General features: G+C 72.5%; 24 protein-coding genes and 2 tRNA genes. 12 read left to right on the top strand and 14 right to left on the bottom strand.

Annotation, left to right across the window (positions count from 1 at the left end; translation table 11 throughout):
• Positions 1 to 32: 32 nt before the first annotated feature.
• A complete protein-coding gene (locus ABZW17_RS05045; protein WP_354809906.1) occupies positions 33 to 1,475 on the bottom strand; it encodes a DHA2 family efflux MFS transporter permease subunit in 1,443 nt (480 codons plus the stop codon).
• 168 nt (positions 1,476 to 1,643) lie between these two features.
• On the opposite strand from ABZW17_RS05045, the gene ABZW17_RS05040 reads away from it, so the two are divergent.
• Both ABZW17_RS05040 and ABZW17_RS05035 read left to right on the top strand, forming a co-directional pair.
• Positions 1,644 to 1,718: transfer RNA gene (locus ABZW17_RS05040), tRNA-Val, on the top strand.
• Between the two features lie 37 nt (positions 1,719 to 1,755).
• Positions 1,756 to 1,827, top strand: a tRNA-Val gene (locus tag ABZW17_RS05035).
• A gap of 77 nt (positions 1,828 to 1,904) precedes the next feature.
• On the opposite strand, the gene ABZW17_RS05030 is transcribed toward ABZW17_RS05035, so the two are convergent.
• Entirely contained in the window at positions 1,905 to 2,501 is a 597-nt protein-coding gene (locus ABZW17_RS05030) for a TetR family transcriptional regulator (RefSeq protein WP_354809755.1), read from the bottom strand.
• Between the two features lie 93 nt (positions 2,502 to 2,594).
• Here ABZW17_RS05030 and ABZW17_RS05025 point away from each other — a divergent pair, with 93 nt between their 5' ends.
• Positions 2,595 to 3,347 (top strand): methyltransferase domain-containing protein, encoded by a 753-nt coding sequence (locus tag ABZW17_RS05025; RefSeq protein WP_354809904.1) that lies wholly within the window; start codon positions 2,595 to 2,597, stop codon positions 3,345 to 3,347.
• Positions 3,348 to 3,378: 31 nt separating this feature from the next.
• Entirely contained in the window at positions 3,379 to 3,630 is a 252-nt protein-coding gene (locus ABZW17_RS05020) for a DUF4287 domain-containing protein (RefSeq protein ID WP_354809753.1), read from the top strand.
• Positions 3,631 to 3,706: 76 nt separating this feature from the next.
• On the opposite strand, the gene ABZW17_RS05015 is transcribed toward ABZW17_RS05020, so the two are convergent.
• Complete coding sequence (locus ABZW17_RS05015; protein ID WP_354809751.1) at positions 3,707 to 4,477, bottom strand: SDR family oxidoreductase; 771 nt, start codon at positions 4,475 to 4,477, stop codon at positions 3,707 to 3,709.
• Between the two features lie 123 nt (positions 4,478 to 4,600).
• Positions 4,601 to 6,052: an MFS transporter gene (locus ABZW17_RS05010; protein WP_354809749.1), complete on the bottom strand. Its 1,452-nt coding sequence runs from the start codon at positions 6,050 to 6,052 to the stop codon at positions 4,601 to 4,603.
• A 97-nt stretch (positions 6,053 to 6,149) separates the two neighbouring features.
• On the opposite strand from ABZW17_RS05010, the gene ABZW17_RS05005 reads away from it, so the two are divergent.
• Positions 6,150 to 7,355 carry a cytochrome P450 gene (locus ABZW17_RS05005; RefSeq protein ID WP_354809747.1) on the top strand — a complete coding sequence of 402 codons (1,206 nt, stop codon included), beginning with the start codon at positions 6,150 to 6,152 and terminating at the stop codon, positions 7,353 to 7,355.
• A gap of 1 nt (position 7,356) precedes the next feature.
• Here ABZW17_RS05005 and lexA read toward each other — a convergent pair whose 3' ends face one another.
• Positions 7,357 to 8,010, bottom strand: coding sequence for a transcriptional repressor LexA (lexA, locus tag ABZW17_RS05000; RefSeq protein ID WP_354809745.1), 654 nt, complete (start codon positions 8,008 to 8,010; stop codon positions 7,357 to 7,359).
• Between the two features lie 264 nt (positions 8,011 to 8,274).
• Here lexA and ABZW17_RS04995 point away from each other — a divergent pair, with 264 nt between their 5' ends.
• A complete protein-coding gene (locus ABZW17_RS04995; RefSeq protein ID WP_354809743.1) occupies positions 8,275 to 8,787 on the top strand; it encodes a lytic polysaccharide monooxygenase auxiliary activity family 9 protein in 513 nt (170 codons plus the stop codon).
• A gap of 56 nt (positions 8,788 to 8,843) precedes the next feature.
• Here ABZW17_RS04995 and ABZW17_RS04990 read toward each other — a convergent pair whose 3' ends face one another.
• The 5 genes from ABZW17_RS04990 to ABZW17_RS04970 all read right to left on the bottom strand — a co-directional run bounded on the left by ABZW17_RS04990 (position 8,844) and on the right by ABZW17_RS04970 (position 12,980).
• A complete protein-coding gene (locus tag ABZW17_RS04990) occupies positions 8,844 to 8,990 on the bottom strand; it encodes a hypothetical protein (protein ID WP_354809741.1) in 147 nt (48 codons plus the stop codon).
• Positions 8,991 to 9,121: 131 nt separating this feature from the next.
• Positions 9,122 to 9,343, bottom strand: a complete 222-nt coding sequence (locus ABZW17_RS04985; RefSeq protein WP_354809739.1) for a hypothetical protein — start codon at positions 9,341 to 9,343, stop codon at positions 9,122 to 9,124.
• Positions 9,340 to 9,546: a hypothetical protein gene (locus ABZW17_RS04980; RefSeq protein WP_354809737.1), complete on the bottom strand. Its 207-nt coding sequence runs from the start codon at positions 9,544 to 9,546 to the stop codon at positions 9,340 to 9,342. The genes ABZW17_RS04985 and ABZW17_RS04980 overlap by 4 nt, the downstream gene beginning before the upstream one ends.
• A gap of 390 nt (positions 9,547 to 9,936) precedes the next feature.
• Positions 9,937 to 11,526, bottom strand: coding sequence for an amidohydrolase (locus tag ABZW17_RS04975; RefSeq protein ID WP_354809735.1), 1,590 nt, complete (start codon positions 11,524 to 11,526; stop codon positions 9,937 to 9,939).
• A complete protein-coding gene (locus ABZW17_RS04970) occupies positions 11,523 to 12,980 on the bottom strand; it encodes an APC family permease (RefSeq protein ID WP_354809733.1) in 1,458 nt (485 codons plus the stop codon). The genes ABZW17_RS04975 and ABZW17_RS04970 overlap by 4 nt, the downstream gene beginning before the upstream one ends.
• 131 nt (positions 12,981 to 13,111) lie before the next feature.
• Between ABZW17_RS04970 and ABZW17_RS04965 the strand changes: the two genes are divergently transcribed.
• Positions 13,112 to 13,762, top strand: a complete 651-nt coding sequence (locus ABZW17_RS04965) for a TetR/AcrR family transcriptional regulator (protein ID WP_354809731.1) — start codon at positions 13,112 to 13,114, stop codon at positions 13,760 to 13,762.
• Here the strand turns inward: ABZW17_RS04965 and ABZW17_RS04960 are convergent.
• Positions 13,707 to 14,558: an alpha/beta fold hydrolase gene (locus ABZW17_RS04960; protein ID WP_354809729.1), complete on the bottom strand. Its 852-nt coding sequence runs from the start codon at positions 14,556 to 14,558 to the stop codon at positions 13,707 to 13,709. The genes ABZW17_RS04965 and ABZW17_RS04960 overlap by 56 nt on opposite strands.
• 155 nt (positions 14,559 to 14,713) lie before the next feature.
• On the opposite strand from ABZW17_RS04960, the gene ABZW17_RS04955 reads away from it, so the two are divergent.
• Positions 14,714 to 15,781, top strand: a complete 1,068-nt coding sequence (locus ABZW17_RS04955) for a 4Fe-4S binding protein (protein WP_354809727.1) — start codon at positions 14,714 to 14,716, stop codon at positions 15,779 to 15,781.
• Here the strand turns inward: ABZW17_RS04955 and ABZW17_RS04950 are convergent.
• Positions 15,753 to 16,352, bottom strand: coding sequence for a TetR/AcrR family transcriptional regulator (locus ABZW17_RS04950; protein WP_354809725.1), 600 nt, complete (start codon positions 16,350 to 16,352; stop codon positions 15,753 to 15,755). The genes ABZW17_RS04955 and ABZW17_RS04950 overlap by 29 nt on opposite strands.
• Positions 16,353 to 16,473: 121 nt before the next feature.
• On the opposite strand from ABZW17_RS04950, the gene ABZW17_RS04945 reads away from it, so the two are divergent.
• On the top strand, positions 16,474 to 18,759 hold the full coding sequence (locus ABZW17_RS04945; protein WP_354809723.1) for a tetratricopeptide repeat protein: 2,286 nt from the start codon (positions 16,474 to 16,476) through the stop codon (positions 18,757 to 18,759).
• 90 nt (positions 18,760 to 18,849) lie between these two features.
• Here ABZW17_RS04945 and ABZW17_RS04940 read toward each other — a convergent pair whose 3' ends face one another.
• Positions 18,850 to 19,305, bottom strand: a complete 456-nt coding sequence (locus ABZW17_RS04940) for a nuclear transport factor 2 family protein (RefSeq protein ID WP_354809721.1) — start codon at positions 19,303 to 19,305, stop codon at positions 18,850 to 18,852.
• 50 nt (positions 19,306 to 19,355) lie between these two features.
• Between ABZW17_RS04940 and ABZW17_RS04935 the strand changes: the two genes are divergently transcribed.
• Together ABZW17_RS04935 and ABZW17_RS04930 are read left to right on the top strand one after the other, a co-directional pair.
• On the top strand, positions 19,356 to 19,991 hold the full coding sequence (locus ABZW17_RS04935) for a helix-turn-helix domain-containing protein (RefSeq protein WP_354809719.1): 636 nt from the start codon (positions 19,356 to 19,358) through the stop codon (positions 19,989 to 19,991).
• 75 nt (positions 19,992 to 20,066) lie between these two features.
• Positions 20,067 to 20,582 carry a VOC family protein gene (locus ABZW17_RS04930; RefSeq protein WP_354809717.1) on the top strand — a complete coding sequence of 172 codons (516 nt, stop codon included), beginning with the start codon at positions 20,067 to 20,069 and terminating at the stop codon, positions 20,580 to 20,582.
• Positions 20,583 to 20,600: 18 nt separating this feature from the next.
• Here the strand turns inward: ABZW17_RS04930 and ABZW17_RS04925 are convergent, their stop codons facing one another.
• Positions 20,601 to 21,032 (bottom strand): DoxX family protein, encoded by a 432-nt coding sequence (locus ABZW17_RS04925; protein ID WP_354809715.1) that lies wholly within the window; start codon positions 21,030 to 21,032, stop codon positions 20,601 to 20,603.
• A 460-nt stretch (positions 21,033 to 21,492) separates the two neighbouring features.
• Between ABZW17_RS04925 and ABZW17_RS04920 the strand changes: the two genes are divergently transcribed.
• Positions 21,493 to 22,758, top strand: coding sequence for a helix-turn-helix domain-containing protein (locus ABZW17_RS04920; RefSeq protein WP_354809713.1), 1,266 nt, complete (start codon positions 21,493 to 21,495; stop codon positions 22,756 to 22,758).
• Positions 22,759 to 22,789: the final 31 nt, after the last annotated feature.

Raw genomic sequence — 22,789 nt, 5'->3', positions numbered from 1 at the left:
GGACTTTCTTTCGCGGGACCGGCGCCGGTCCCTCAGTGCTCCGAAGTGGACGGTGCCGCCGGCCCGCGGCGGATCAGCCAGCTGCCCGCGAACGCGACCAGCCCGACCAGCGCGGCCACGATGAACGCCGCCCGCAGGCCCGAGGCGTCCGGGCTGCCGGCCGTCGCGTCGTGGCTGCCCAGCGTCGCGATGCTCACGAACACCGCCGTGCCGAGCGCGCCCGCCACCTGCTGCAGCGTCGAAAGGATCGCGCTGCCGTGGGAGTACAGGTGGTCCGGCAGGACGCCGAGCGCCTCGGTGAACAGCGGCGTCATCATCAGGCCGAGCCCGGCCATCATCAGCACGTGGATCCCGATCACCGCGATCAGCGGCGAACCCGGCCCCAGCACCGCGAACAGCCCCAGCGACGCGGCCATCGCCGCCGCGCCCGGGATGACCAGCGGGCGGCCGCCGACCTTGTCGAACAGCGCGCCGACCGGGCGGCCCAGCAGGCCCAGCACCAGCCCGCCCGGCAGCATCGCCAGCCCGCTGACGAACGTGCTCGTGTGCAGCACCGTCTGCAGGTACAGCGGAAGCATGATCGCCGCCGCGCCGATCAGGCACACGAACAGCAGCGCCGTCAGCACCAGGGCGACCACGAAACTGCGGTGCGTGAACGGCCGCAGGTCCAGCAGCGCCCGGTCCCGGCGCTGCAGCCGCAGCTGCCGCCAGACGAACACCACCAGCGCGGCGGCCCCCACCACGATCGGCACCCAGCCCGGCACCGGCGGCTCGGCCCCGGCCTGCTCCCCACCCGCCGACAGGCCGTACAGCACCCCGCCGAACCCGATCGCCGACAGCAGCACCGACGGCACGTCCAGCGGCACCCGGCGGCGTTCGGCGGTCAGCCGCAGCAGCAGCGCGCCCGCCACCAGCGCGGCGACCGCGAGCGGCAGCACGATCCAGAACATCCAGCGCCAGCCCAGCGAAAGCACCGCGCCGCCGATCGTCGGCCCGATCGCCGGTGCCACCGCGATGACGATGGTGATCGTGCCCATCGTCGCGCCGCGGCGCTCCGAGGGCACCAGCCGCATCACCGTCGTCATCAGCAACGGCAGCATCACCGCCGTGCCGCACGCCTGGATCACCCGCCCGGTCATCAGCAGCCCGAACCCGGGCGCGACCCCGCACACCAGCGTGCCGAGGCTGAAGGCCGACAGCGAGAAGAGGAACACCTCGCGCGGCGAGAACCGTTCGAGCAGGAACCCCGTGGTGGGGATGACGACCGCCATCGTCAGCAGGAACCCGCTGGTCAGCCACTGCACCGTGGTCGTCGGTACCCGGAGGTCGACGGTCAGGTCCCGCAGCGCGACGCTCAGGATCGTCTCGTTCAGGATCATCACGAACGCGGAGAGCACGAGAACCCCGATGAGGAGCCCCGAGCGCACCGGCGCGCGGTCGAGGTCGGAAGACGGGGTGGACACGGTTTCGGTCATCGGGATGGGACTCTCCTGCTCGGCCGGGACGGCCGTGCTGCACACGGGACGTCCTTCGCAGTGTGCCCGTTTCGGGCCGTTCCTGTCAGGCGGTTTTCGGTGAACCGGACCCCCTGTGAAGCCGTCAGGAGCGTCCGATATGCTTCTGTCAGTACGAAGTTCCGCAGCGCGCGATTAGCTCAGCGGGAGAGCGCTTCCCTGACACGGAAGAGGTCACTGGTTCAATCCCAGTATCGCGCACCACGAGGTCCACCCCCGGATTTCGTGAATTTCGTACCACGGGCGATTAGCTCAGGGGGAGAGCGCTTCGTTCACACCGAAGAGGTCACTGGTTCGATCCCAGTATCGCCCACCCGATCGAGAGAGCCCTGTTTGCGAACTGCGCAAACAGGGCTCTCTCATTTCGTGTTCCGGGTGGGCCGGGTCCGATCACAACAGGCGGCGTTGCAGCACGTCGGCCAGAACCGTCGTCACCATGGTTCCCAGTTCCTTCCCGTCCGGCAGGGTTCCGCGGCGGCGGCCGGCGAAGAGCAGGTGGGCCGCGCCGATCAACGACAGGGACAACGAGTCCACCTCGGCGTCCACCGCGATGCGGCCCTGTTCGCGCTCGGCTGACAGGTAGGCCTTCAGCATGGCGCGGGCCTCCGTCAGGATCGGGAGGCCGCCTCCCGTGCGCAGGCGGGTGCGCAGCTCGTCGCGGAAGAAGATCAAGCTCGTCAGGGCCACGGAGACCGGGTCGAACAGCTCCGTCAGGGCGGCGATCAGGTTGTCCGCCACCGTCCGGGTGCCCGCGGCCGCGTGCAGGAGGGCGGCCTGATCGGCCAAGCGGGTGAGACGGTCGCGGACCAGGTCGGCCAGGAAGTCGTCGAAGTCCGTGAAGTGGCGGTGCAGGACCCCCTTCGCCACGTCGGCCTCCGTCGTCACCGCGCGGCTGGTCAGGGCGTTCGGGCCGTCGCGGAGGAGGACGCGCCCGGCCGCGTCGAACAGCTGCTTGCGCACGTCGCGCAGGTGGACCCCGGTCGGCATGGCCCCATTCTCCGGCACGGCCCGCCGTTGTCCTAGTGGGCGATCGCCCATTAAAGTGGGCGCATGCCCACTCAACCTCACGAAGCCCGCGCGATCGCGGAGTCCTTCGGTGCCGATGTCGAACGCTACGACCGGGCGCGGCCGGAGTACCCGCGCGAACTGGTGGAGCGGGTCGTCGCCGGGAGTCCCGGGCCCGACGTCCTGGACGTCGGCTGCGGGACCGGGATCGAGGCACGGCAGTTGCGTGCCGCCGGCTGCCGGGTGCTCGGTGTCGACCCCGACGCGCGGATGGCCGCCTTCGCCCGCCGCGGCGGGATCGACGTGGAGGTGGCGAAGTTCGAGGACTGGGCGCCGGCCGGGCGGACGTTCGACGCCGTCGTCGCCGGGCAGGCCTGGCACTGGGTGGACCCGGTGGCCGGGCCGGCCAAGGCGGCCCGGGTCCTGCGGCCCGGCGGCCTGCTCGCCGTGTTCGCCCACGTGTTCCAGCCGCCCGCGGCGGTGGCGGCGGCCTTCGCCGCGGCGTGCCGGCGGGTGCTGCCGGGCTCGCCGTTCGCGGGGGAGTCCCGGCCGGCCGCGGACGTCTACGACGTGATGTTCACCGCCTTCGCCGACGCGATCGCCGAGGCGGACGGCCTCGGCGCCCCGGAGCGCCGGCGGTTCGCGTGGGAGCGGACCTACACGCGCGACGAGTGGCTCGATTTCCTGCCCACGACCGGCGGCCTGACGCGGGTGCCGCCGGCGGAGCTGGCGGACATCCTGGCCGAGGTCGCCGCGGCCGTCGACGAGCTCGGCGGGAGCTTCGTGCTGCCGTACACGACGCTGGCGGTCTTCGCCCGGAAGGCTTGACAAAAAAAGTTGTCGGTGAGACCTTCGTGCCATGTCCTTTCAGGCTTACCTCGACAACGCCGAGAAGCAGACCGGCATCACCCCGCGCGGCTTCCTCGACCTGGCCGCCGCCAAGAACCTCACCAAGCACGGCGAAATCACCACCTGGCTCAAGACCGAGCACGCCCTCGGCCACGGCCACGCGACGGCACTGGCCCGCCTCATCACGAAGGGCCCCGACTTCGTCGCCGCAAACCACGCCGATGGCGTCCTCCACCTCGACGGCCTGGCCGCCCGGACCTGACCCGGACGCCCCCGCCGCCGTGATGCCCCTTCAATCACGCAAGATGCCCCGCCAATCACGCGTGATGCCCCGCCGATCACGCGAGTTCCGCCCTCAGGCGGGGGGCGATCGGCCCGAGGAACGTCCCGCCTGACACGTCGAGCGTGCGGCCGGTGATCCACCGCCCGCCCGGCCCGGCGAGGAACCCCACCACGTCGGCGACGTCCTCGGGCTCGCCGATCCGGCCCAGTGCCGTCATCGCGGTGAGGCCGGCCGCCGCCTCCGGGATCGCCAGCATCGGCTCCGTCAGGTCCGTGCGGATCGGTCCCGGGGCGACCGTGTTCACCGTGATCCCGCGGTGGCCGAGCTCGTTCGCCAGCGTCGGGGCGAGGGCCTCGACGGCGGCTTTGCTGATCGTGTACCCGATCTGGCTCTGCACGGCGATGCGGCTGGCCATCGAGCCGACCACGACGATCCGGCCGCCGTCGTTCAGCAGCGGCAGCAGCCGCCGGATCAGCAACGCCGGTGTCTTGACGTTGACGGCCAGCAGCCGGTCCAGTTCGTCCTCGGTCAGCTGCCCGATCGTGCTGTGCGAACCGATTCCCGCGTTGTTGACCAGGATGTCCAGCCCGCCGAACTCCGCGGCGACCGCGTCCGCCAGCCGGTCGACGGCGCCGGCCTCGCCGAACCGCGCCGCCACGGTGAACGCGCGGCCGCCCTCGGCCTCGATCAGCGCGACGGTTTCCTCGGCCGCCACCTCGTTGCCGCCGTGGTGCACGGCGACGACGGCGCCGTCCGCCGCCAGCCGCCGGGCGATCGCGCGGCCGATTCCCCGCGAAGCTCCCGTCACCAAGGCGTTCTTCGTCATGTCCGGCTCCTCCGGGTCGGTGCCGGACCGTGGTGGTCCGGCGATGACACGGAGGTTTCCGCCCGGCGCTGACCGGGCGCGCACCACGCGCGCACCGCCGCGGGCCCGGCGGTGCGCGCCCGGTCAGCGCGCCGCGGCCGCCGGTTCCGGCCGGGCCGCCGCCGGTGCCGCGGGAACCCACCGGGGCAGGAACGCGGCGACGGCCAAGGCGATCAGCGCCGCCGCCGACCCCATTCCCAGCACCAGCCGGAACCCGTTCTGCGACGGCAGGGTCGCCGGCCCGAACGAAATGGTCAGCCGGGCCAGGATCAGCCCGGCCGTGGCGCTGGAGACCGACGTCCCGATCGAGCGCATCAGCGTGTTCAAGCTGTTGGCGGCCGCGGTTTCCGACACCGGCACGGCACCCATGACCAACGCCGGCATCGCCCCGTAGGCGAGCCCGATCCCGGCGCCGATGACGCACGAAATCAGCACCAGGTGCCAGGTCGCGCTCATCAGGACGACGCCGAGGGCGTACCCCGCCGCGACGACCACCGCGCCGCACATCAGCGTGGTCTTCGGGCCGCGGGTCCGCGTGATGCGCGCGGACACCGGCGCCAGCGCCATCATGACCAGGCCGGACGGCGCCATCACCAGGCCGACCACGAGCATCGACCGGCCGAGGCCGTACCCGGTGGCCGCCGGCAGCTGCAGCAGCTGCGGCAGCACCAGGGACATCGCGAACATCGAGAAGCCGAACACCGAGGACGCGACGTTCGTCAGCAGCACCTGCCGCCGCGCGCTCGTCCGCAGGTCCACCAGCGGCTGCCGGGTCCGCAGTTCCCAACGGCCCCACGCCAGCAGGACGACGACGGCGGTCGCGAACAGCCCGAGCGTCGCGCCGCTGCCCCAGCCCCAGTCGGCCCCCTTCGAGATGGCCAGCAGCAGGCACACCAGGGCGACCGAGAGCCCGGCCGCGCCGGGGACGTCGAACCGGCCGCCGGTGCGGACCGGCGACTCCGGCACGAGCGCCACGACCAGCGCGGTGACGACGACGCCGAGCCCGGCCGCGGTCCAGAACAGCGCGTGCCAGTCGGCGTTTTCGGCCAGCAGCGCCGCCGCGGGCAGGCCCAGCGCGCCGCCGACGCCGAGGGACGCGCTCATCAGCGCGGTGGCCGAGCCGAGCCGTTCGGCGGGCAGCTCGTCACGCATGATGCTGATCCCGAGCGGGATGACGCCGGCGGCGAGACCCTGCAGGGCCCGCCCGGCGACCATCGGCACCAGGCTGTCGGAGAGCGCGCCGATCGCCGAGCCCACGACCAGCGCGCCGAGGCTGATCAGCAGCATCCGCCGCTTGCCGTACATGTCCCCGAGCCGGCCCATGGTCGGCGTCGCCACCGCACCGGCCAGCAGGGTGGCGGTGATCGCCCAGGTGGCGTCGGCGGCGGACGCGTGCAGCAGCCCGGGCAGCGCCGGGATCAGCGGGATGACCAGCGTCTGCATCAGCGAGACGGTGATGCCCGCGAGGGCGAGGACCGCGACGACGAGGTTCGCGCGCGGCGACGCCTCCCCGGCGGCTCTGGATGGATCGGACACGAGCGGTCCTCCGAAGGTCGAATTAAATCAGTCGCTTGACTTAGCGTAGCAGTCTTCGGTTGACTGATCACGAACCGACGGCCACCGCGGAGGAACGATGACGAGTACCACCGAAATCCCCGAGTTCCCCATGCCGCGCGCCGCGGGCTGCCCGTTCGACCCGCCGCCCGCGGCCCGCGCCCTGCAGGAGGAGGCTCCGCTCGCGCGCGTCCGGCTGTGGGACGGCAGCACGCCGTGGCTCGTGACCCGCTACGCCGACCAGCGGGCCCTGCTGGCGGATCCGCGCGTCAGCGCTGACATCACCCGCCCCGGCTACCCGAGCCCGGCGCCGCTGCCCAAGGGCGGCACCGGCATCAGCTTCATCCTGATGGACAACCCCGAGCACGCGCGGCTGCGCAAGATGGTGACCGCGCCGTTCACGATCCGCCGCGTCGCCGCGATGCGCCCGGCCGTGCAGAAGATCGTCGACGACCTGATCGACGCCCTGCTGGCCGGCCCGAACCCGGTCGACCTCGTCGAAGCGTTCGCGCTGCCGGTGCCGTCACTGGTGATCTGCGAGCTGCTCGGCGTGCCCTACGCCGACCACGACTTCTTCCAGGAGAACAGCAAGGTCATCATCCGCCGCGACGCGAAGCCCGAGGAGCGGGCGGCCGGGCACCAGGCGCTCGTCGGCTACCTCGACCGGCTGATGGGGGAGAAGCTGGCCGCCCCCGCCGACGACCTGCTGTCCGGGCTCGCGGCCCGGGTCCACGCGGGGGAGCTGTCGCGCACGGAGGCGGCGCAGATGGGGGTGCTGCTGCTCATCGCCGGGCACGAGACGACGGCGAACATGATCGCGCTCGGCACCCTGGCGCTGCTGGAGCACCCGGACCAGCTGGCGCTGCTGCGCGAGTCCGACGACCCGGCGCTGGTGGCGTCGGCGGTCGAGGAACTGTTGCGGTACCTGAACATCACGCACAACGGCCGTCGCCGCCTCGCGCTCGAGGACATCGAGATCGCCGGGGAGACCATCCGCGCGGGCGAGGGCATGATCATGGCCAACGACGTCGCCAACCGCGACCCGGAGGTCTTCCCCGACGGTGACCGCCTGGACCTCACCCGCGACTCGCACCGGCACGTCGCCTTCGGCTTCGGCGTCCACCAGTGCCTCGGGCAGCCGCTGGCCCGGCTCGAACTGCAGGTCGTCTACCGCACGCTGTACCGGCGGATCCCGACGCTGGCGCTGGCCACCGACGTCGGGCGGATCCCGTTCAAGCACGACGGATCCGTTTACGGCGTCTACGAGCTGCCGGTCACCTGGTAGATCAGACGCTGCGCAGCACCGACACGACCGCGCCCAGGATCACGGCGCGGTCGCCGTCGATGACGTCGTAGGCCGGGTTGCGGGGCTCGAGGTAGACGTGCCCGTCGCGACGGCGGTACACCTTGACGGTCGCCTCTTCGTCGATCATCGCCGCGACGATCTGCCCCGAGTGCGCCTCCGACTGCTGCTTCACCACGACGATGTCGCCGTCGCAGATGGCCGCGTCGATCATCGAATCCCCGCGCACGCGCAGGCCGAAGACGGTGCCGCGCCCGGTGAGGTCGCGCGGCAGCTTGAGGACGTCGTCGACGTGCTCGACGGCCGAGATCGGCGTCCCGGCGGCGATGTCGCCGACCACGGGCACCGGCACCGAGTCGCTGTCCTCGGGCGCGGCGGTGCCGTGCAGGAACGCGCGCACGTCCATCGGCCGCGAGACCCCGGCGCCGCGGCGCAGGTACCCCTTGTCTTCGAGGGCCGCCAGGTGCTTCGACACCGACGACGTCGACTGCAGGCCGACGGCCTCGCCGATCTCCCGGGTGCTGGGGGAGTAGCCGTGCCGGACCACCCAGTCCCGGATCGCCACCAGGATCTTCTGCTGCCGCTCCGGCAGGATCGAGGGGTCGAGGTGCTCGAACGTGTCGTCGTAGGTGGTCACGGGCGTGATCCTAGGGCCAGCGGCCCGCCGCGCGCCGCCCGGTCCCCGGCACGCGGTCCCGCTGACCGGAACACCGGGTGACAGTCGGTGGATTACCAACCCGGTGGAAGACTTTGCCAACCGTTGACCTTTGTCCCGAACCGACGTATGGTCTAGACCACAATTTTCCTTCGCTCGTAACCCTTCCGACGCGGCGGCCGGTATCGGCCGCGGCTCCGCCCTGCCCGGCGGCGGGAGGCGAGCCCGTCCCCGAAGGAGCTTGGTATGAACCGCAAACTGGTCGCGGCCGCGGTGGGCGCACTCCTGGCCCCGGTGCTGGTGGTGCTGAACCCCGCGGGCATCGCGAGCGCGCACGGCTACGTCAGCGCGCCGGCCAGCCGGCAGGCGCAGTGCGCCCAGCACACGGTGCAGTGCGGGCAGATCCAGTACGAACCCCAGAGCGTCGAGGGGCCGAAGGGCCTCAAGTCCTGCAACGGCGGCCTGTCCCAGTTCGCCGAGCTGAACGACAACAGCAAGGGCTGGCGCGCGGCCCCGGTCGGCCGCACGGTGACGTTCACCTGGACCTTCACCGCCCGCCACCGCACGTCGAACTACCAGTACTTCATCGGCAGCCAGAAGATCGCGGAGGTGAGCGGCAACAACCAGCAGCCCCCGGCGACGGTGGCGCACCAGGTGAACCTGGGTAGCCACACGGGCCGCCAGACGGTCCTGGCGGTGTGGAACATCGCGGACACGGCGAACGCGTTCTACGCCTGCATCGACCTCCAGGTAAGCTGAGCGGCCACGGCCCGGGAGCGCGCGGCTCCCGGGCCGTGTCGTCCACTGTGGAGAGTTCAGGTGTGGCCGTACGGGGTCAGGCCCCGTTCGGCGCCGGCGGCGGCAAGGCGTTGCGCGACCCAGTGCCGCGCCCATTCGGCCTCCCGGCAGCCCAGGTCGGCCAGCAGGTCGGCGACCGCTTCCGGGAACTCCTCGTTCCACATAGCCGGGCGTTTGCGCAGCCCGCTCGCCGACTTCCTTCAGCAAGCCGGCCAACCGCTCGCGGTAGCCGTGCGCCAGCACGGCTTCGGCCACCGCCCGCACCCTTCTGCGGCCCGTGGCCAGGTCGCGGGGATCACGGACTGGGGTCGTCGGATTCGCCGGTGGCCTGGAGAACCGCCGTGGCGCGCTCCCCCCGACCGTACTCGGCCAGGACGTCGGCCAAGCCACCCTGGTAGCCCGGGCCGGCCAGCTCGAAGGTCCAGTCCATCAAGGGATCCGCGTAGCTGTACAACAGGCGCTGGTAGGCGTTCTCGGTCAGGCGCACCAAACCCTCGGGATGGGCCGTGTGCGTCACGCAGGCTTCCCCAGCTCGGCGGCCGCCGCGGTCCACCGGCGAGCCGCGCGACCGTGCTGGTCGAGGTAGTCCCGCAGCTCGTAGCCGTCGGGCGGTCCCGTACCCGGCTGCTTCGGTCGCGCCATGAGCGCGGTCACGCCCAGCAACGCTTCGTCTGCCGCGCGGGTGAGGCCGCGGGAGAACCAGTCGTCCGGGGGATTCACCCGGTCGTGTTCGTCGTCGGGGTGTTGGAAGAGCTAGACGAGTATCGGCCCGCCGGCCATCGTCTGGATCACCCGGCCGCCGGACGCCGACGCTGCGGCCGCGAGGCGCGGGTCGGCCGCGCCGGTGGTGCGGACCCGGGCCACCTCCGCGCGGCTCAGCCGGCCGGCGACCCGCCCACCGTGATCGCGCGGTGGATCCCGAGGTCGAACGCGCTCCACCCGCCGATCGGCCGCGCCGCACCCGGCGACAGCGCGGAACGCAGGTGGACGTCGCGGCGGGACCGCCCCGGCCTGCAGGACCGGACCGGTGGTGCCGTGGACCCGGTTGCGGGTCGAAACGCGTTCGCCCAGAGTCCCGGCGCTCCCACCATGACCGCGCCGGGCGAAGGGTCAGCAGGACGGACCCCGGTGCACGACCGTGCCGTCGACGACGGTCAGCGCGATCGGCGCCTCCGCCAGCTCGTCCGGCGCCGCGCGCAGCGGGTCCAGCGTGAACGCCGTCAAGCCGGCGTGGCCGCCGACCCTGATTCCGCCCCGCTCGCCGGCCGCCGCGGCCGCGAGCGTCGTGTACCCCTCCAGCGCCATCAACGCCGTCAAGGCCTGGTCCGGCTGTACCGGGGGGATCTCCGGCGCACCCGCCGGGCGGCGGAGCCGGGCCGCGGCCAGGGTGCGGCGGGGGTCGAACGGGGCGATCGGCCAGTCCGAACCCAGCACGACCGGGACCCCCGCGTCACGCAGGTCGCGGCAGCGCCACGCGCGGTTCGCGCGTTCGCCGCCCAGGCGGGACGACCAGTTGTCCGTGTGGTCCGCGCGGGTGAAGTGGCTGTGCGCCGGCTGCATGCTCGCCACCACCCCCGCCCGGCGGAACCGGGCGATCAGGTCCGTCGGGAGCGTTTCGAGGTGCTCGATGCGGTGGGGTGCCGCCGCGGGCGCCGCGCCTTCGAGGGTTTCCAGTGCGTGGCGGACGGCGGCGTCGCCGATCGCGTGGGTGGCCGTCGGGATGCCGGCCGCGGCCAGGGTGTGCACGGCCTTCGTGAACTCGGCCGGGTCGGTCCAGAAGCTTTCGGTCGACTCGCCGTGGGCGTCGGGCTCCTCCAGCCACGCCGTTCCGTTGTCGATCGTGCCGTCGACGAAGAACTTCACGCCGGCGATCCGCCAACGGCGCCCGCCCGTGCCCTGGCCGGGGATCAGCTCCGCGGGGTCGGCGCCGGGTTCGCACCAGGGGGCGAACCGCAGGCGCAGCGGGAGGTCGCCGAGGTCCTCGGCGGCCGCGACCACCGCCGCGCTGTCGCCCAGCAGGTCCATCACGTGCCCGCCGGTGAGCCCGGTGGCGGCCATCTCCGCGAGCAGCGCGTGCAGCCGGGCCGCCCGGACGGCGACCGGCTCGCCGGGGACGTGCGCGGTGACCAGGTCCATCGCCGCGGACTCCAGCAGCAGGCCCGTCGGCCGCCCGGAGCCGTCGCAGACCACGCTCGAGCGCTGGGCGAACCGCCGCGGACCGGCGACGCCGGCGATCCGCAGCGCGGCCGGGGTCGCGAGCGCGGAATGCGCGTCGAACAGCCGCACGAACGCCGGGCGGCCGCCGACCGCCGCCTCGATCGGGGCGGCGGTGACCGGCCCGCCGCCGAAGACGTTGGGGTCCAGGCCCCACGCCTGGACCCACGCGTCCGGTGCCCGGTCCGCGGCCGCGGCGGCCAGCGCCCGCCGGACCTCGGCGAGGGACCGGGCGGCCGACAAGTCGACGTCGGCGGTCAGCTGCAGGCCCATCACCGGGTGCAGGTGCCCGTCGGTCAGCCCCGGGGTCACCGTGGCGTCGCCGAGGTCGACGACTTCGGTCCGGGAACCGCGCCAGTCGCGGACGTCCCGGCGCTCGCCGAGCGCGGTGACGACACCGCCGGTGATCGCGATCGCCTCGGCCGGCCGTCCGCCGCCGGCCAGGGTGTGCACCGTGCCGGCGCAGACGACGAGGTCCGGGTTCACGCGGGGATCCCTTCCGGGGCGGGCTGGGTTTCGCCGTCTCCTTCGCCGATGCGCGCGTAGATGGCGGGCCGCCGCCGTCGCAGCCGGACGGCGACCGCGCCGCCGGCGACCAGCGTCGCCGGGACGATGCTGACCAGCACCACGTTCACCGTGGCCGACGCGGCGGTGAGCAGGCCGACGCTGTCGACGAGGACGTAGGTGGCCACGGCGAGGAGCACGGAGGAGACGATCCCGGCGGCCACCGCGACCGGTGTGCTCGCGGCCCGGTTGCGCCGCAGGAAGTACCCCACGGTGGCGATCGCGGTCAACGTCTGCAAAACCAGGATGCCCACCACGCCCGGCGTGTTCACCCACAGCAGCAGCTTCGTGTACGGGTCGGCGCCGGTCACCGCGAACACGGTGATCACGACGGCCGCGAGCCCGGTCTGCACGATGCTCGCGCGGTAGGGCGAGCCGAACCGGGGGTGGACCTTCCCGAGCCACGCGGGCAGGAACCCGTCCTGGGCGAGGGCGTGCGTGTAGCGGGTGATCGCGTTGTGGAAGGCGAGCTGTGCGGCGTAGACGCTGCTGATCACGAGCAGGTGCATGACCGTGGCGGCCCAGGACCCGACGTAGGTGCCGATCGCGGTGAAGAACAGGCCGCCGATGTCCGCCGCGGCCGCGCCGGTGACCTGGCCGCTGCCGAACGCCTGGATGACCGCCCAGACGACGAAGCTGTAGAAGATCGCCATGAACCCGACCGCGACGTAGGTGGCGCGGGGGATCGTGCGCTCGGGGTTCCGGGCCTCGCGGCGGTACAGCACGGTGGATTCGAAGCCCATGAACGCGGCGAAGCTGAAGGCGAGCACGCCACCCATGCCGGGGCCGAACACGGCGCCGGGGGTGAACGACTTCGCGTCGATCCCGGCGGCGCCCCCGTGCGCCAGGACACCGATCGCCATCAGCAGCAGGATTCCCGATTCGAGGACGAGCAGCACGCCGAGCACCTTGGCGCCGACGTCGATCCCCAGCCAGGCCACCAGCAGCACCAGCGCGACGGCGGCGAGGGCGATGACCGGCCACGGGACGTCCAGCCCGAAGACGTCGGCCAGGGTGGCCTTGGCCTGGGCCGCGAACAGCCCGTAGACCCCGATCTGGAGGGTGTTGTACGACATGAGCGCGAGCAGCGCCGCCGTGATGCCCCACGCCTTGCCGAGGCCGCGGGCGATGTAGGCGTAGAAGGCCCCGGCGCTCCCGACGTGCCGGGTCATCCGGGTGAACGCCACGGCGAACACGGTCAGCACGAGCCCGGCGGCCAGGTACCCGGCCGGGGCACCGATCCCGCCGATCATGATCGCCAGCGGCGCGACGCCGGCCATCACGGTGAGCGGCGCCGCGGCGGCGACGACCATGAAGACGAGGCTGCCGGTGCCCAGGACACCGCGTCTGAGGGAATCGGGAGCTGATCCGGCCATGGGGGTGTCCTCTCGGGCCTGCGATGCTTAACCGAACGACATTCGCTTAAGCATGCGGCCGCGCGTCGAGGTCGTCAAGGATTTCGTTGACGGCTACGCTCGGTGGCGACCGATATAGTGGAGGATTCGTGGTGCAGCGACGAAAACGGTTGCTCGATACCGAGGCGATCCTCGACGCCGCCTTGGCGGGCATCGACGCCACCGGCCGGCTGACGATGGCCGGGCTGGCCGCGCGGCTCGGCGTGAGCGCGTCCTCGATCTACCACCACTTCAGCGGCCGCACGGCGATCGTCGAGGCGTTGCGCGAACGGATGGCCACCGCGATCGACCCGCCCCCGCTGGACGGCAGCGACTGGGGCGAGCAGGTCGGCCGCTGGATGCGCGGCTACCGGCGGGCGCTGGCCGCGCACCCGGCCCTGATCCCGCTGCTGAACGAGCAGACGATGACCGCGGGTTCGGTCCTGCTCGGCTACGAACGCATCGCGGTGTTGTTGCGCGGCAACGGGGTTCCGCTGCGCGAGGTGGTGCTGTGGATCAGCGTCCTCGACTGCTACGCCCTGGGCGCGGCCCTCGACCTGGCGGCCCCGGACGAGGTGTGGCGGCCGGAGCGCGACGACCTGCCCACCCTCGGCGACGCGATCACCGCCGCACCGCGGGGCCGCGAGCGCGCCGACGAGGCGTTCGACGTCGGCCTGGACGCCCTGCTGACGGGGTTGCGCGGCCGGCTCACCCCGCCGCTTGCAGCAGGTCCGCCAGCACGTCGGGCCGCTCCAGGGCGATGAAGTGCCCCGCTCCCGGCACCTGCGTGAACGCGGCGTCGGACAGCAGCTCCCGGTTCGCCCGCCGGTCCGCGGGCCGGGACCAGTCCCGCTCGCCGTAGACGAGGTGGACGGGCGCCTTGACCTCGGGGTAGCGCGACCGGGCGGCGATCAGGCCGGGCAGGTTCCGGTAGACGCCGCGGGCCACGGCCGGGTAGCCGGGGCGCGCGCCGGACCGGAGGAGTTCGTCCAGGTAGTCCTCGCGCAGGGCGCTCTTGTCGCCCAGGCCGCCCCGCAGGATCCGGCGCAGGGCGGCTTCGGGCTCCACCCGGGCGAACAGCGGTCCGACGCCCGGGGCGAGCACGCCGCCGACCACGACCCGGGCGAGGAGGCCGGACCGGGCGATGCCGCCGCGGAAGTCGTAGGTGTTCACCGCGACGACCCGCCGGACGCGGTCCGGCAGGTCGGCCGCGGTGGTCAAGGCGAGCACCGCACCCATGGATTCGCCCAGCAGCGTGACGTCGTGCAGGTCGAGGTCCGTGAGGAGGCGTTCGACGCCCGCGCGCAGCGCCGGCTCTTCGTGCGACGCCCCGGGCACGATTTCCGAGTACCCCATCCCCGGCAGGTCGAGGGCGTACACGGTGTACCGGTCCGCGACCGCCGGGATGAGGTGGCGGAAGTGTTCGGCCTGCGTCCGCACGGTGTGCAGCAGGACCAGGGGAGCGCCGGTGCCGGCCTGGAGGTAGCGCAACGTCCCCTCGTGATGGCCCTCCCGCGGGGGGAGGGTGTGACTGGTGGTCCCCGGCACGTGCAGTGGCATTGCGCTGGCTCCTGGGCTCGGCACTCGTGAAACCGATCGGTTTTGCCGAGCGTAAACCGATCGGTTTCCCGCGGCAAGGTGTGGTGCTACCGTGAGCGGCGAGCCCGGAAACCGATCGGTTTACGCCGGGCCGAGCCGACGCACGAGGAGGCCGGATGACCGCCGCGCAAGCCGAAGGGGAGCCGAAACTCCCGCTCAAACTGGCGGCGCACCCGTCCGTGCAGGCGGTGCTCGCCCGCGACCGCGCCGCCGCGAAGCCGTCGAAGGTGCTCGACGCCGCGTGGCTGCGTGAGCTGTGCCTGGCCGCCGGGGCGGACGACGCCGCCGCGGTGAGCCTCGACCACCCCGACCTGGCGGGCGAGCGCGAGTACGTGCTGGGTGCGCTGCCCGGCACGCGCACCCTGGTCGCGATGGCGTTCCGGATGAACCGCGACAACTGCCGCTCACCGGCCCGCAGCGTGGCGAACCAGGAGTTCCACCGGACCGACGAGCAGGCCAACCACGCCGCCCGCACGGTGACCCGGGCGCTGCAGGACGCCGGCCACCACGCGATCAACCCGTCGGCCGGCTTCCCGCAGGAGATGGACCGCTTCGGCACGGACCGGATCTGGGTCGTCGCGCACAAGACGGTCGCGGTGGCCGCCGGCCTCGGGGTGATGGGCCTGCACCGCAACGTGATCCACCCGCGGTTCGGCAGCTTCGTGCTGCTGGCCACCGTCCTGGTCGACGCGGAGGTGAGCGAGTACGGGCAGGAACTGGACTACAACCCGTGCATCGACTGCAAGTTGTGCGTCACGGCGTGCCCGGTCGGCGCCATCGCCAAGGACGGGCAGTTCGACGGGCTGGCCTGCACCACGCACAACTACCGCGAGTTCATGAGCGGCTTCACCGACTGGGCGCAGACGGTGGCCGACAGCGCGGACGCCGCCGACTACCGGGCCCGCGTCACCGATGCCGAAAGCGCTTCGCTGTGGCAGAGCATGGCTTCGCCGCCGGGGTACAAGTCGGGTTACTGCCTGGCCGTCTGCCCCGCCGGCGAGGACGTGCTGGGCCCGTACCTGGCGGACCGCAAGGGTTTCCTGGACACCGTGCTGCGGCCGCTGCAGGACAAGCGGGAGACGCTGTACGTCCTGCCGGACTCTCGGGCGGGGGAGTACGCGCGGCGCCGCTTCCCGCACAAGCCGGTCAAGGAGGTCACCGGCGGCTGGCCGCCGCCGTCCTGACGGTTCCACCCAGGCCGGCGGCGTCGAGCAGGGTGGTCACGGTGGGGGTGAGGAGCCCTTTCAGGGTGTCGACGCCGATCCCCGCCCGCGCGCTGGCGCCGTCGAAGACCAGGATGAGCTGCCGGGCGAGCAGCTCCGGATCGGCCGCTCCGCCCTGGACGGCTTCGGCGCGGAAGAAACCCAGCAGGTTCCGCTTGATCCGCCGCGCCACCCGGCTCGCGGGATGGCGCGGGTCCTTGAGTTCGATCTGCACGGCGAGGTAGCGGCAGCCGCGGAAACCGGGGGCGTGCGCCTGGGTTTCGACCTGCGCGAAGACGTGCATGATCCGGTCCCGCGGCGGCCGCCCGTCGTCGGCCGGGGGGAGGAGACCGGTCACGAACGCGCCGGCGCCCTCCTTGAGGCTCGCCGCGAGGAGTTCGTCCTTGCTTTCGAACAGCTGGTACAGCGACCGCTTCGAAACCCCGGCGGCCTTGCACAGCGCTTCGACGCCGACGTTGACGCCGTCGCGGTAGGTGAGCGTGGCGGCCGCGTCCAGCAGGCGCTCGCGGGTCGGCTTCGCCTCGGTCGTCATCCTGCGAGGGTAACCGGGCCGGAGGCGGAAGGAAAACCGATCGGTTTATGACCTGCTCCGTGCGGGTGGACCTCGGTGACCGCCTCGCGCCGGCGGGGCGGGAAGCGACACACTGCTTCCCGTGACGGAGGGACCGGGCGTTCGCAACGACGTCGGCGGCGCGGTGACGGGCCCGGTGGTGCAGGCCGGGTCGATCCGGCACGTGTCGCTGACCGGATCGCCGGAGCCGTGGCCGGGCCTGCCGGAGGTGCCGCGGCAGCTGCCGCCCTCGATCAGGGATTTCACCGGCCGCGCCGACCACGTCGCCGCGTTGGACGCGCTCCTGCCGGCCGCGGACGAGGGCGCGTCGGGAGCGGTCGTGATCACGGCGGTGGACGGCACCGCGGGCATCGGGAAGACCACCTTGGCGGTGTGGTGGGCGCACCGGGTGCAGAGCCGGTTCCCGGACGGCACGTTGCACGTGAACCTGCGTGGCTACGGAACGGGCGACCCGGCCACACCCGGTGAGGTACTGGAGGGCTTCCTCCGGGCGCTGGGGCTGCGGGCCGAGCAGATCCCGGTGGGGACGGAGGCGCAGGCGGGCCTGTTCCGGTCGCTGGCGGCGGGCCGGCGGATGCTGATCGTGCTGGACAACGCCAACCACGCCGACCAGGTTCGTCCGCTGCTGCCGGGAACACCGGGCTGCGTCGTGGTGGTGACCAGCCGCGAAAGCCTGACCGGGCTGGTGGTGACCGAGGCGGCCACCCGCCTGACCCTGGACCTGCTGCCGCAGGACGACGCCGTGAAGCTGGTCGCCGGCATCCTCGGTCCCGCGCGGGCCGCCGCCGAACCGGACGCGGTCCGGGACCTGGTGCGGTACTGCGGCCGGTTGCCGCTGGCGTTGCGGATCGCCGCCAGCCAGGTCGCGCCCCCGCACGTCACCGTGGGCGACGTGGTCGCCGAACTCTCCGACGAACGGGTCCGCCTGGACGCGCTGAGCCAGGACGGGGACGACCGGGCGGCCGTGCGTGCCGTGTTCGACTGGTCGTACCAGCGGTTGCCGGCCGGGCACGCCCGGGTTTTCCGCCGCCTCGGGCTGCACCCCGGCGAGGACTTCTGCGTGGAAGCCGCCGCCGCGGTGGCCGGGCTCGAGCTGCCGGAGGCGAAGCGGGTGCTCGCGGCGCTGGCCCGGGCGCACGTGATCGAGCCCGCGGCCGGCCGGCAGCGCTACCGGTTCCACGACCTGCTGCGCGCCCACGCCGTCGACCGGACCGGGCGCGACGATTCCCCGGCCGAGGTGGACCGGGCTCGCCGTGCCTTGCTGATGTGGTACGCCCACCACGCCAAGACGGCGCTGGGGATCCTGTTCCCGGCACACCGCGACTGGGATCCCGCGGTGCGGCTGGCCACCCGGACCCGGCCGGAGGTCCGGCTTTCGGGGCGGGAGGAGACGTGGGCGTGGACCGTGCTCGAGGTGGACAACCTGGTGGCCGCGACCCGGGAGGCCGATCTCCACGAGGAGACCGACCTGACCCTGCTCCTCGTGGAAACGACCGCGATGATCCTGCACCGGCGGGGACGCTGGGACGACCTGTTCGACCTGCGCGCACGGGCGCTGGCGGCCGCTCGCCGCGTCGGCGACTCTCGCGAGGAGCTGCAGGCGCTGATCAGCCTGGGGGAGACCTTCCAGGTGCTCGGCCGGTGGCAGGAGGCCGAGGACGTGCTCCGCACCGCCTTGGAGACGGCTCGCGAGCTGGGAAAACCGTGGTGCGAAGCGACGGCGCTCCTGCAACTCGGTGATGGGTGCTGGGTGCGGGGGCACCTCGCCGAGGCGCGGAACCACCTGCTGGCGGCGTTGCCGCTGGCTCCCGGTGCTCAGCACGGACGCATAGAAGCCCAGATCGAGTCGGTCCTGGCGGTCATCGCGTTCCGGTCGGGCGAGTCCGGCGAGGCCCTCGACCACGCCTACCGGGGCTTCGTGCTCAGCGAACAGGCCGGTGACTGCGAAGGACAGGTCGGCAACCTGCGCTGCATGGCGACGATCCACCACAGCTCGGGCAACCACCACCGCGCGATCGAGCTGTGTGAGCAAGCGCTTCGCATCGTTTCACCCGAGTTCTTCCCCACCTTCTTCGCCCACACCCTGGACACGCTCGGCGACGTTCTGCGCGACACCGGCGACACGGCACGAGCTCTCGAGTGCTGGCGCGAAGCACTGCGCATCTACGACGACTGCCGTTCCCCGGAGAGCACCCGGATCCGTGCGCAGATCCGCGCTCTCGAAGCCAGGCCCGAGCTAGCTCCGCGAGAAGCTGCCGAGCCACCCGGGCGCCGGGAGGAAAGGGCGCGGGGTGATGCGGTGGTGCCCCGGGACTTGGCTTCGGGGAAAGGTCGGCTCCGGGGGCACCACCGCCCGCGGGACGGCTGACACGGTGTCCTGCGGTGGACTCACCGTACGAACCGCCGGCCGGCCTGACCAGGGCCTCGATGCGGTGTCGAAGGTTTGTCGCCCGGTCGGTCACCGGGCGTACCGAGAGTGGGTCTCCGTCATGGTTTCCTCGGGTGCCGGTTCGTCCGGTGGCCGGTCGGCGTGGCGGTGGACGATCCTCCATTCGCCGTCTTCGCGGCGGTACACGTGCGTGGCGCGCAGGGTGTAGGTCGTCTCCCGGCCGTTGACCGACACCGTGTTGTGCTCGAAGCCGATGGTGTAGGCGAGGTCGCCGCTCGCGCCGGCGGCGATGACTTCGAAGCGGTAGTCCCGGGTGTCGCCGAACTGGGCGGCGACGCGGCGGAACGCGGCGCTGACGTCCGCCCAGCCGGTGCGGACCGGCAGCCAGGCGCCGAAGAGGCTCACCGGGTCCTCCTTCGACCACAGTGCCGTGCGCGGCTCCGCGTCGCCGTCGTGGATGGCCTGCTCGGCGGCGGTCTGCCTCGGCAGCATGTCGGCCAGGAACGCGTCGGTGGGTGCTGGCATGATGACTCCAATACAGTCATGCTGTTTTCAATACAGTGAGGATGTATCGGATGAGTGGGCCCGTCAAGCGCCAGTACGACTCGAGCCGGCGCCGCGAGCAGGCGGCGGAGAACCGGCGGCGGATCCTGCGCGCGGCGCACGCCCTGTTCGTCACGCGCGGTTACGGCCGGACGACCATCGCGGACGTCGCCGCCGAGGCCGGGGTCGCGTCCGAGACCGTCTACGCCGCGTTCAAGAACAAGCCCGCGCTGCTGCACCGCGCCTGGGACGTCGCCGTGGGCGGGGACGACCGGGACGTCCCGCTGCTGGAACGCCCGGAGCTGCGGGCCCTGTTCGCCGAGTCCGACCTGCGGGCCCGGCTCGCCGGGTTCGCCGTCTTCGACACCGCGGTCATGCGGCGGACGGCGGGCCTGCACCTCGCCGTGCGCGGCGCGGCCGCGAGCGACCCCGCGGCGGCGGCGATGCTCGCCGAGATCGACCGGCAGCGGCTGGAAGGCATGGGGGAGCACGCCCGCGCGGCCGCGGCCACCGGGCAGCTGGCGGTTCCGGAGGAGGAGTGCCGGGACGTGCTGTGGTCGACGACGGACGGCACGCTGTGGTACCGGCTCGTCGAGCAGCGCGCGTGGTCCGACGAGCGGTACGCGGCCTGGCTCGGCCGGTTGTGGGTGACGTCGCTGGTGGGTTGACCGGCCCGCGGTTCGCCCCTAGCCTGAAGTTGAAACTTCAACCTATCTGCGCGCCGCCGCGACCGTGGAGCACTGATGTCGATCTTCCGCCTGAACCACGCCGTGCTGTACGTCCGGAACCTCGCCGAGAGCGTGGCCTTCTACCGGGACGTCCTGGGGTTCGGCTACATCCCGGACGGCGACCTCCACCGCGGGGCGGCCTTCCTGCGGGCGCCCGGTTCGGCCAACGACCACGACCTCGGCCTGTTCGAGGTCGGCCCGGACGCCGCGGAGTCCGGCGCCGGGCGGACGTCGGTCGGGCTCTACCACCTCGCGTGGGAGGTCGACACGCTCGGCGACCTCGAGGGGCTCGCCGCCCGGCTCGCCGAAGCGGGCGCGCTGGTCGGCTCGTCCGACCACGGCACCACGAAGTCGTTGTACGCCAAGGATCCCAACGGGATCGAGTTCGAGGTCGTCTGGATCATCCCCCGCGAGCTGCTGACCGACGAGGACCGGGCGAAGAGCGTGTCGATCGGCCGGCTGGACCTCGCGGCGGAGCTGGCGAAGTACGGTCCCGACGCGCGCAGCGGCGTCGGGATCTCGCGTACCTGACCAGCCTGGCCAGCCTGGCTAGCCGGCGGTGACCCGGGCCCGGGCCGGCTCCGCGGAGGACCGCTGCAGGACCGGGAGGTTGCCGAGCGCGAAGCGGCCGGGGCCGACGAAGGCGACCAGGAGCAGGCCCCAGCAGAACAGGGTGGCCGCTTCGCCGCCGTTCTGGATCGGGAAGAGCCCCTGCGGCAGGTGCACGGTGAAGTAGGCGAAGGCCATCGAGCCGGAGCCGAGCACGGCGGCGGCCCGGGTGGCGAGGCCGACGCAGATCAGCACGCCGCAGACCAGCTGGATCAGCGCGGCCCACCCGCCCGGCCAGGCGGTGACGGCGGTGGTGCTCTTCGCGCCGAAGAGGCCGAAGATCGTCTTGAGGCCGTGGCAGGTGAAGAGGAAGCCGATGACGATGCGGTAGAGCCCGATGACGTGTTCGCGGGCCGGTTCAAGGCGGTGCATGGTGCCTCCGTTGGCGAGAGCGGGCGGCATCGAACCGGCCGGTGGCGCGACCGGCCGCTGCGAATTCGGTGCTCCAGATATACCGCTCGTGGGGAGTTGTCACAAGACCCCGAAGTCGGGTAAGGCGCTTTCGAAAATTGCGAGCCGCGGCGGACGATCACACAGTGACGTTGCGGTGCAAGGAAAAGCCGCCGTACGGGTGATCTTCAGCTGATGGTCCAGACCAGTCGGGAAAGCGGTCCGCTCTTTCGGAAAATTTTCGAGTCTTTCGATGTCGCAACTTAACGGATGACTTAACAAAATCGTGGATCCGATTGCCGTATTCGCTGCGTCCGAATGATGTGTTGTTTCCCTCGGCGAGCCGCTCCGGCGGCCCGCGCCCGGCGGTGCCCGGGGCGACGTTCGACATGATCGGCGACTTCGTCGGCCGGTTTGAGGCAGGACCCCCTAAGGTGGTTCCATGGTGGACGAAGAAGTCGTCTCGGAGCGCATCCGGCAGATCGCCGCCACCCTCGCGGACCGCGCAGGCGATCTCACCGGGGAACTGGTCCAGCTGTACGCCGCCGACCTGCCGCAGCTGGTCAACGACGACGAGCGCATGGTGAGCCTGCTGTCGGCGAGCGTCTACCAGAACATCGAGACCGCGCTGCAGATCTTCCGGCACGGCATCGACCCGGCGACCGTCGAGCCGCCCGCCGCGGCGGTGGAGTACGCGCGCCGGCTGGCCCAGCGCGGTACGCCGGTGTTCGACCTGATCCGCGCCTACGACCTCGGGCAGGCCGCGATGCTCGACTTCGGGTTCCAGGAGTGCATCCGGGCGGTCGACGACGCGGCCCTGCTCGGGGCCATGATGCGCCGGCTGCTGCGGGTCGCCTACGAGTTCATCACCCGGGTGGTCCGCCAGCTCGTCGGCGTCTACCAGGACGAACGCGACCGCTGGCTGCTCAACCGCAGTGCCGCGCGGGCGGCGAAGGTGGCCGACCTGCTCGACGGCAGCGGCGGCCCGCCCGACGTCGACGCGGCCGAGGCGGTGATCGGCTACCGCCTGCGCGGGCGGCACGTGGGGATGATCGTCTGGCACGCCTCCGAGGCCTTCGTCGACGACGCGCTCTCGCTGCTCGAGGCGGTCGCGGGGTCGGTGTTCGAGCGCGTCCGCGGCCAGGGGCGGCCGCTGTTCGTGCCGCGCGACGAGGCCAGCGCCTGGGTGTGGCTGCCGCTCGCGCCGGGCGCGACGGTCGGCCGCGAGCACCTCGACGCGGCGCTCGCGGAGAGCGCGCCCGGGGTGCGGGTGACCGTCGGCGAGCCCGGGACCGGTGTCGGCGGCTTCCGCGACACCCACCAGCAGGCCCGCCGGGCGCACGCGCTGGCCCTGGCCGCCGGGGAGCACTGCGACCGCGTGCTGACCTTCCGGGAGGTCGGCACGGTGGCCCTGCTGTCCAGCGACCTCAACGCGGCCCGGCTGTGGGTGGCCAGCACGCTGGGCCCGCTGGCCGCCGACGACGAGAACTGCGGGCGGCTGCGCGAGACGCTGCGGGTCTTCCTGGCCTCCGGCGGCAGCTACACCGCGGCGGCGGCCGAGCTGACGATGCACAAGAACTCCGTGCAGTACCGCGTCCGCAAGGCGGAGGACCTGCTGCCGCGCGGGCTCGGCGAGGGCCGCCTCGACGTCGAGCTGGCGCTCACCCTGTGCCGCCGCCTGGGCGGAGCGGTGCTCTCCCCGGTGTGACTTTGGTGTCCCGGACCACCGGGGCCCAAGA

Origin of the sequence: Amycolatopsis sp. NPDC004625, from assembly GCF_040609695.1 — a bacterium.
Classification (GTDB): Bacteria; Actinomycetota; Actinomycetes; order Mycobacteriales; family Pseudonocardiaceae; genus Amycolatopsis.
This window is presented reverse-complemented; position numbering and strand designations above follow the sequence as displayed.

Excerpts from the sequence above, each read along its gene's own strand:
- ABZW17_RS05045 (WP_354809906.1), bottom strand. The coding sequence starts at position 1,475 with ATGACCGAAACCGTGTCCACCCCGTCTTCCGACCTCGACCGCGCGCCG.
- ABZW17_RS05030 (WP_354809755.1), bottom strand. The coding sequence starts at position 2,501 with ATGCCGACCGGGGTCCACCTGCGCGACGTGCGCAAGCAGCTGTTCGAC.
- ABZW17_RS05020 (WP_354809753.1), top strand. The coding sequence starts at position 3,379 with ATGTCCTTTCAGGCTTACCTCGACAACGCCGAGAAGCAGACCGGCATC.
- ABZW17_RS05015 (WP_354809751.1), bottom strand. The coding sequence starts at position 4,477 with ATGACGAAGAACGCCTTGGTGACGGGAGCTTCGCGGGGAATCGGCCGC.
- ABZW17_RS05005 (WP_354809747.1), top strand. The coding sequence starts at position 6,150 with ATGACGAGTACCACCGAAATCCCCGAGTTCCCCATGCCGCGCGCCGCG.
- ABZW17_RS04995 (WP_354809743.1), top strand. The coding sequence starts at position 8,275 with ATGAACCGCAAACTGGTCGCGGCCGCGGTGGGCGCACTCCTGGCCCCG.
- ABZW17_RS04990 (WP_354809741.1), bottom strand. The coding sequence starts at position 8,990 with ATGTGGAACGAGGAGTTCCCGGAAGCGGTCGCCGACCTGCTGGCCGAC.
- ABZW17_RS04970 (WP_354809733.1), bottom strand. The coding sequence starts at position 12,980 with ATGGCCGGATCAGCTCCCGATTCCCTCAGACGCGGTGTCCTGGGCACC.
- ABZW17_RS04960 (WP_354809729.1), bottom strand. The coding sequence starts at position 14,558 with ATGCCACTGCACGTGCCGGGGACCACCAGTCACACCCTCCCCCCGCGG.
- ABZW17_RS04955 (WP_354809727.1), top strand. The coding sequence starts at position 14,714 with ATGACCGCCGCGCAAGCCGAAGGGGAGCCGAAACTCCCGCTCAAACTG.
- ABZW17_RS04950 (WP_354809725.1), bottom strand. The coding sequence starts at position 16,352 with ATGACGACCGAGGCGAAGCCGACCCGCGAGCGCCTGCTGGACGCGGCC.
- ABZW17_RS04940 (WP_354809721.1), bottom strand. The coding sequence starts at position 19,305 with ATGCCAGCACCCACCGACGCGTTCCTGGCCGACATGCTGCCGAGGCAG.
- ABZW17_RS04935 (WP_354809719.1), top strand. The coding sequence starts at position 19,356 with ATGAGTGGGCCCGTCAAGCGCCAGTACGACTCGAGCCGGCGCCGCGAG.
- ABZW17_RS04930 (WP_354809717.1), top strand. The coding sequence starts at position 20,067 with ATGTCGATCTTCCGCCTGAACCACGCCGTGCTGTACGTCCGGAACCTC.
- ABZW17_RS04925 (WP_354809715.1), bottom strand. The coding sequence starts at position 21,032 with ATGCACCGCCTTGAACCGGCCCGCGAACACGTCATCGGGCTCTACCGC.
- ABZW17_RS04920 (WP_354809713.1), top strand. The coding sequence starts at position 21,493 with ATGGTGGACGAAGAAGTCGTCTCGGAGCGCATCCGGCAGATCGCCGCC.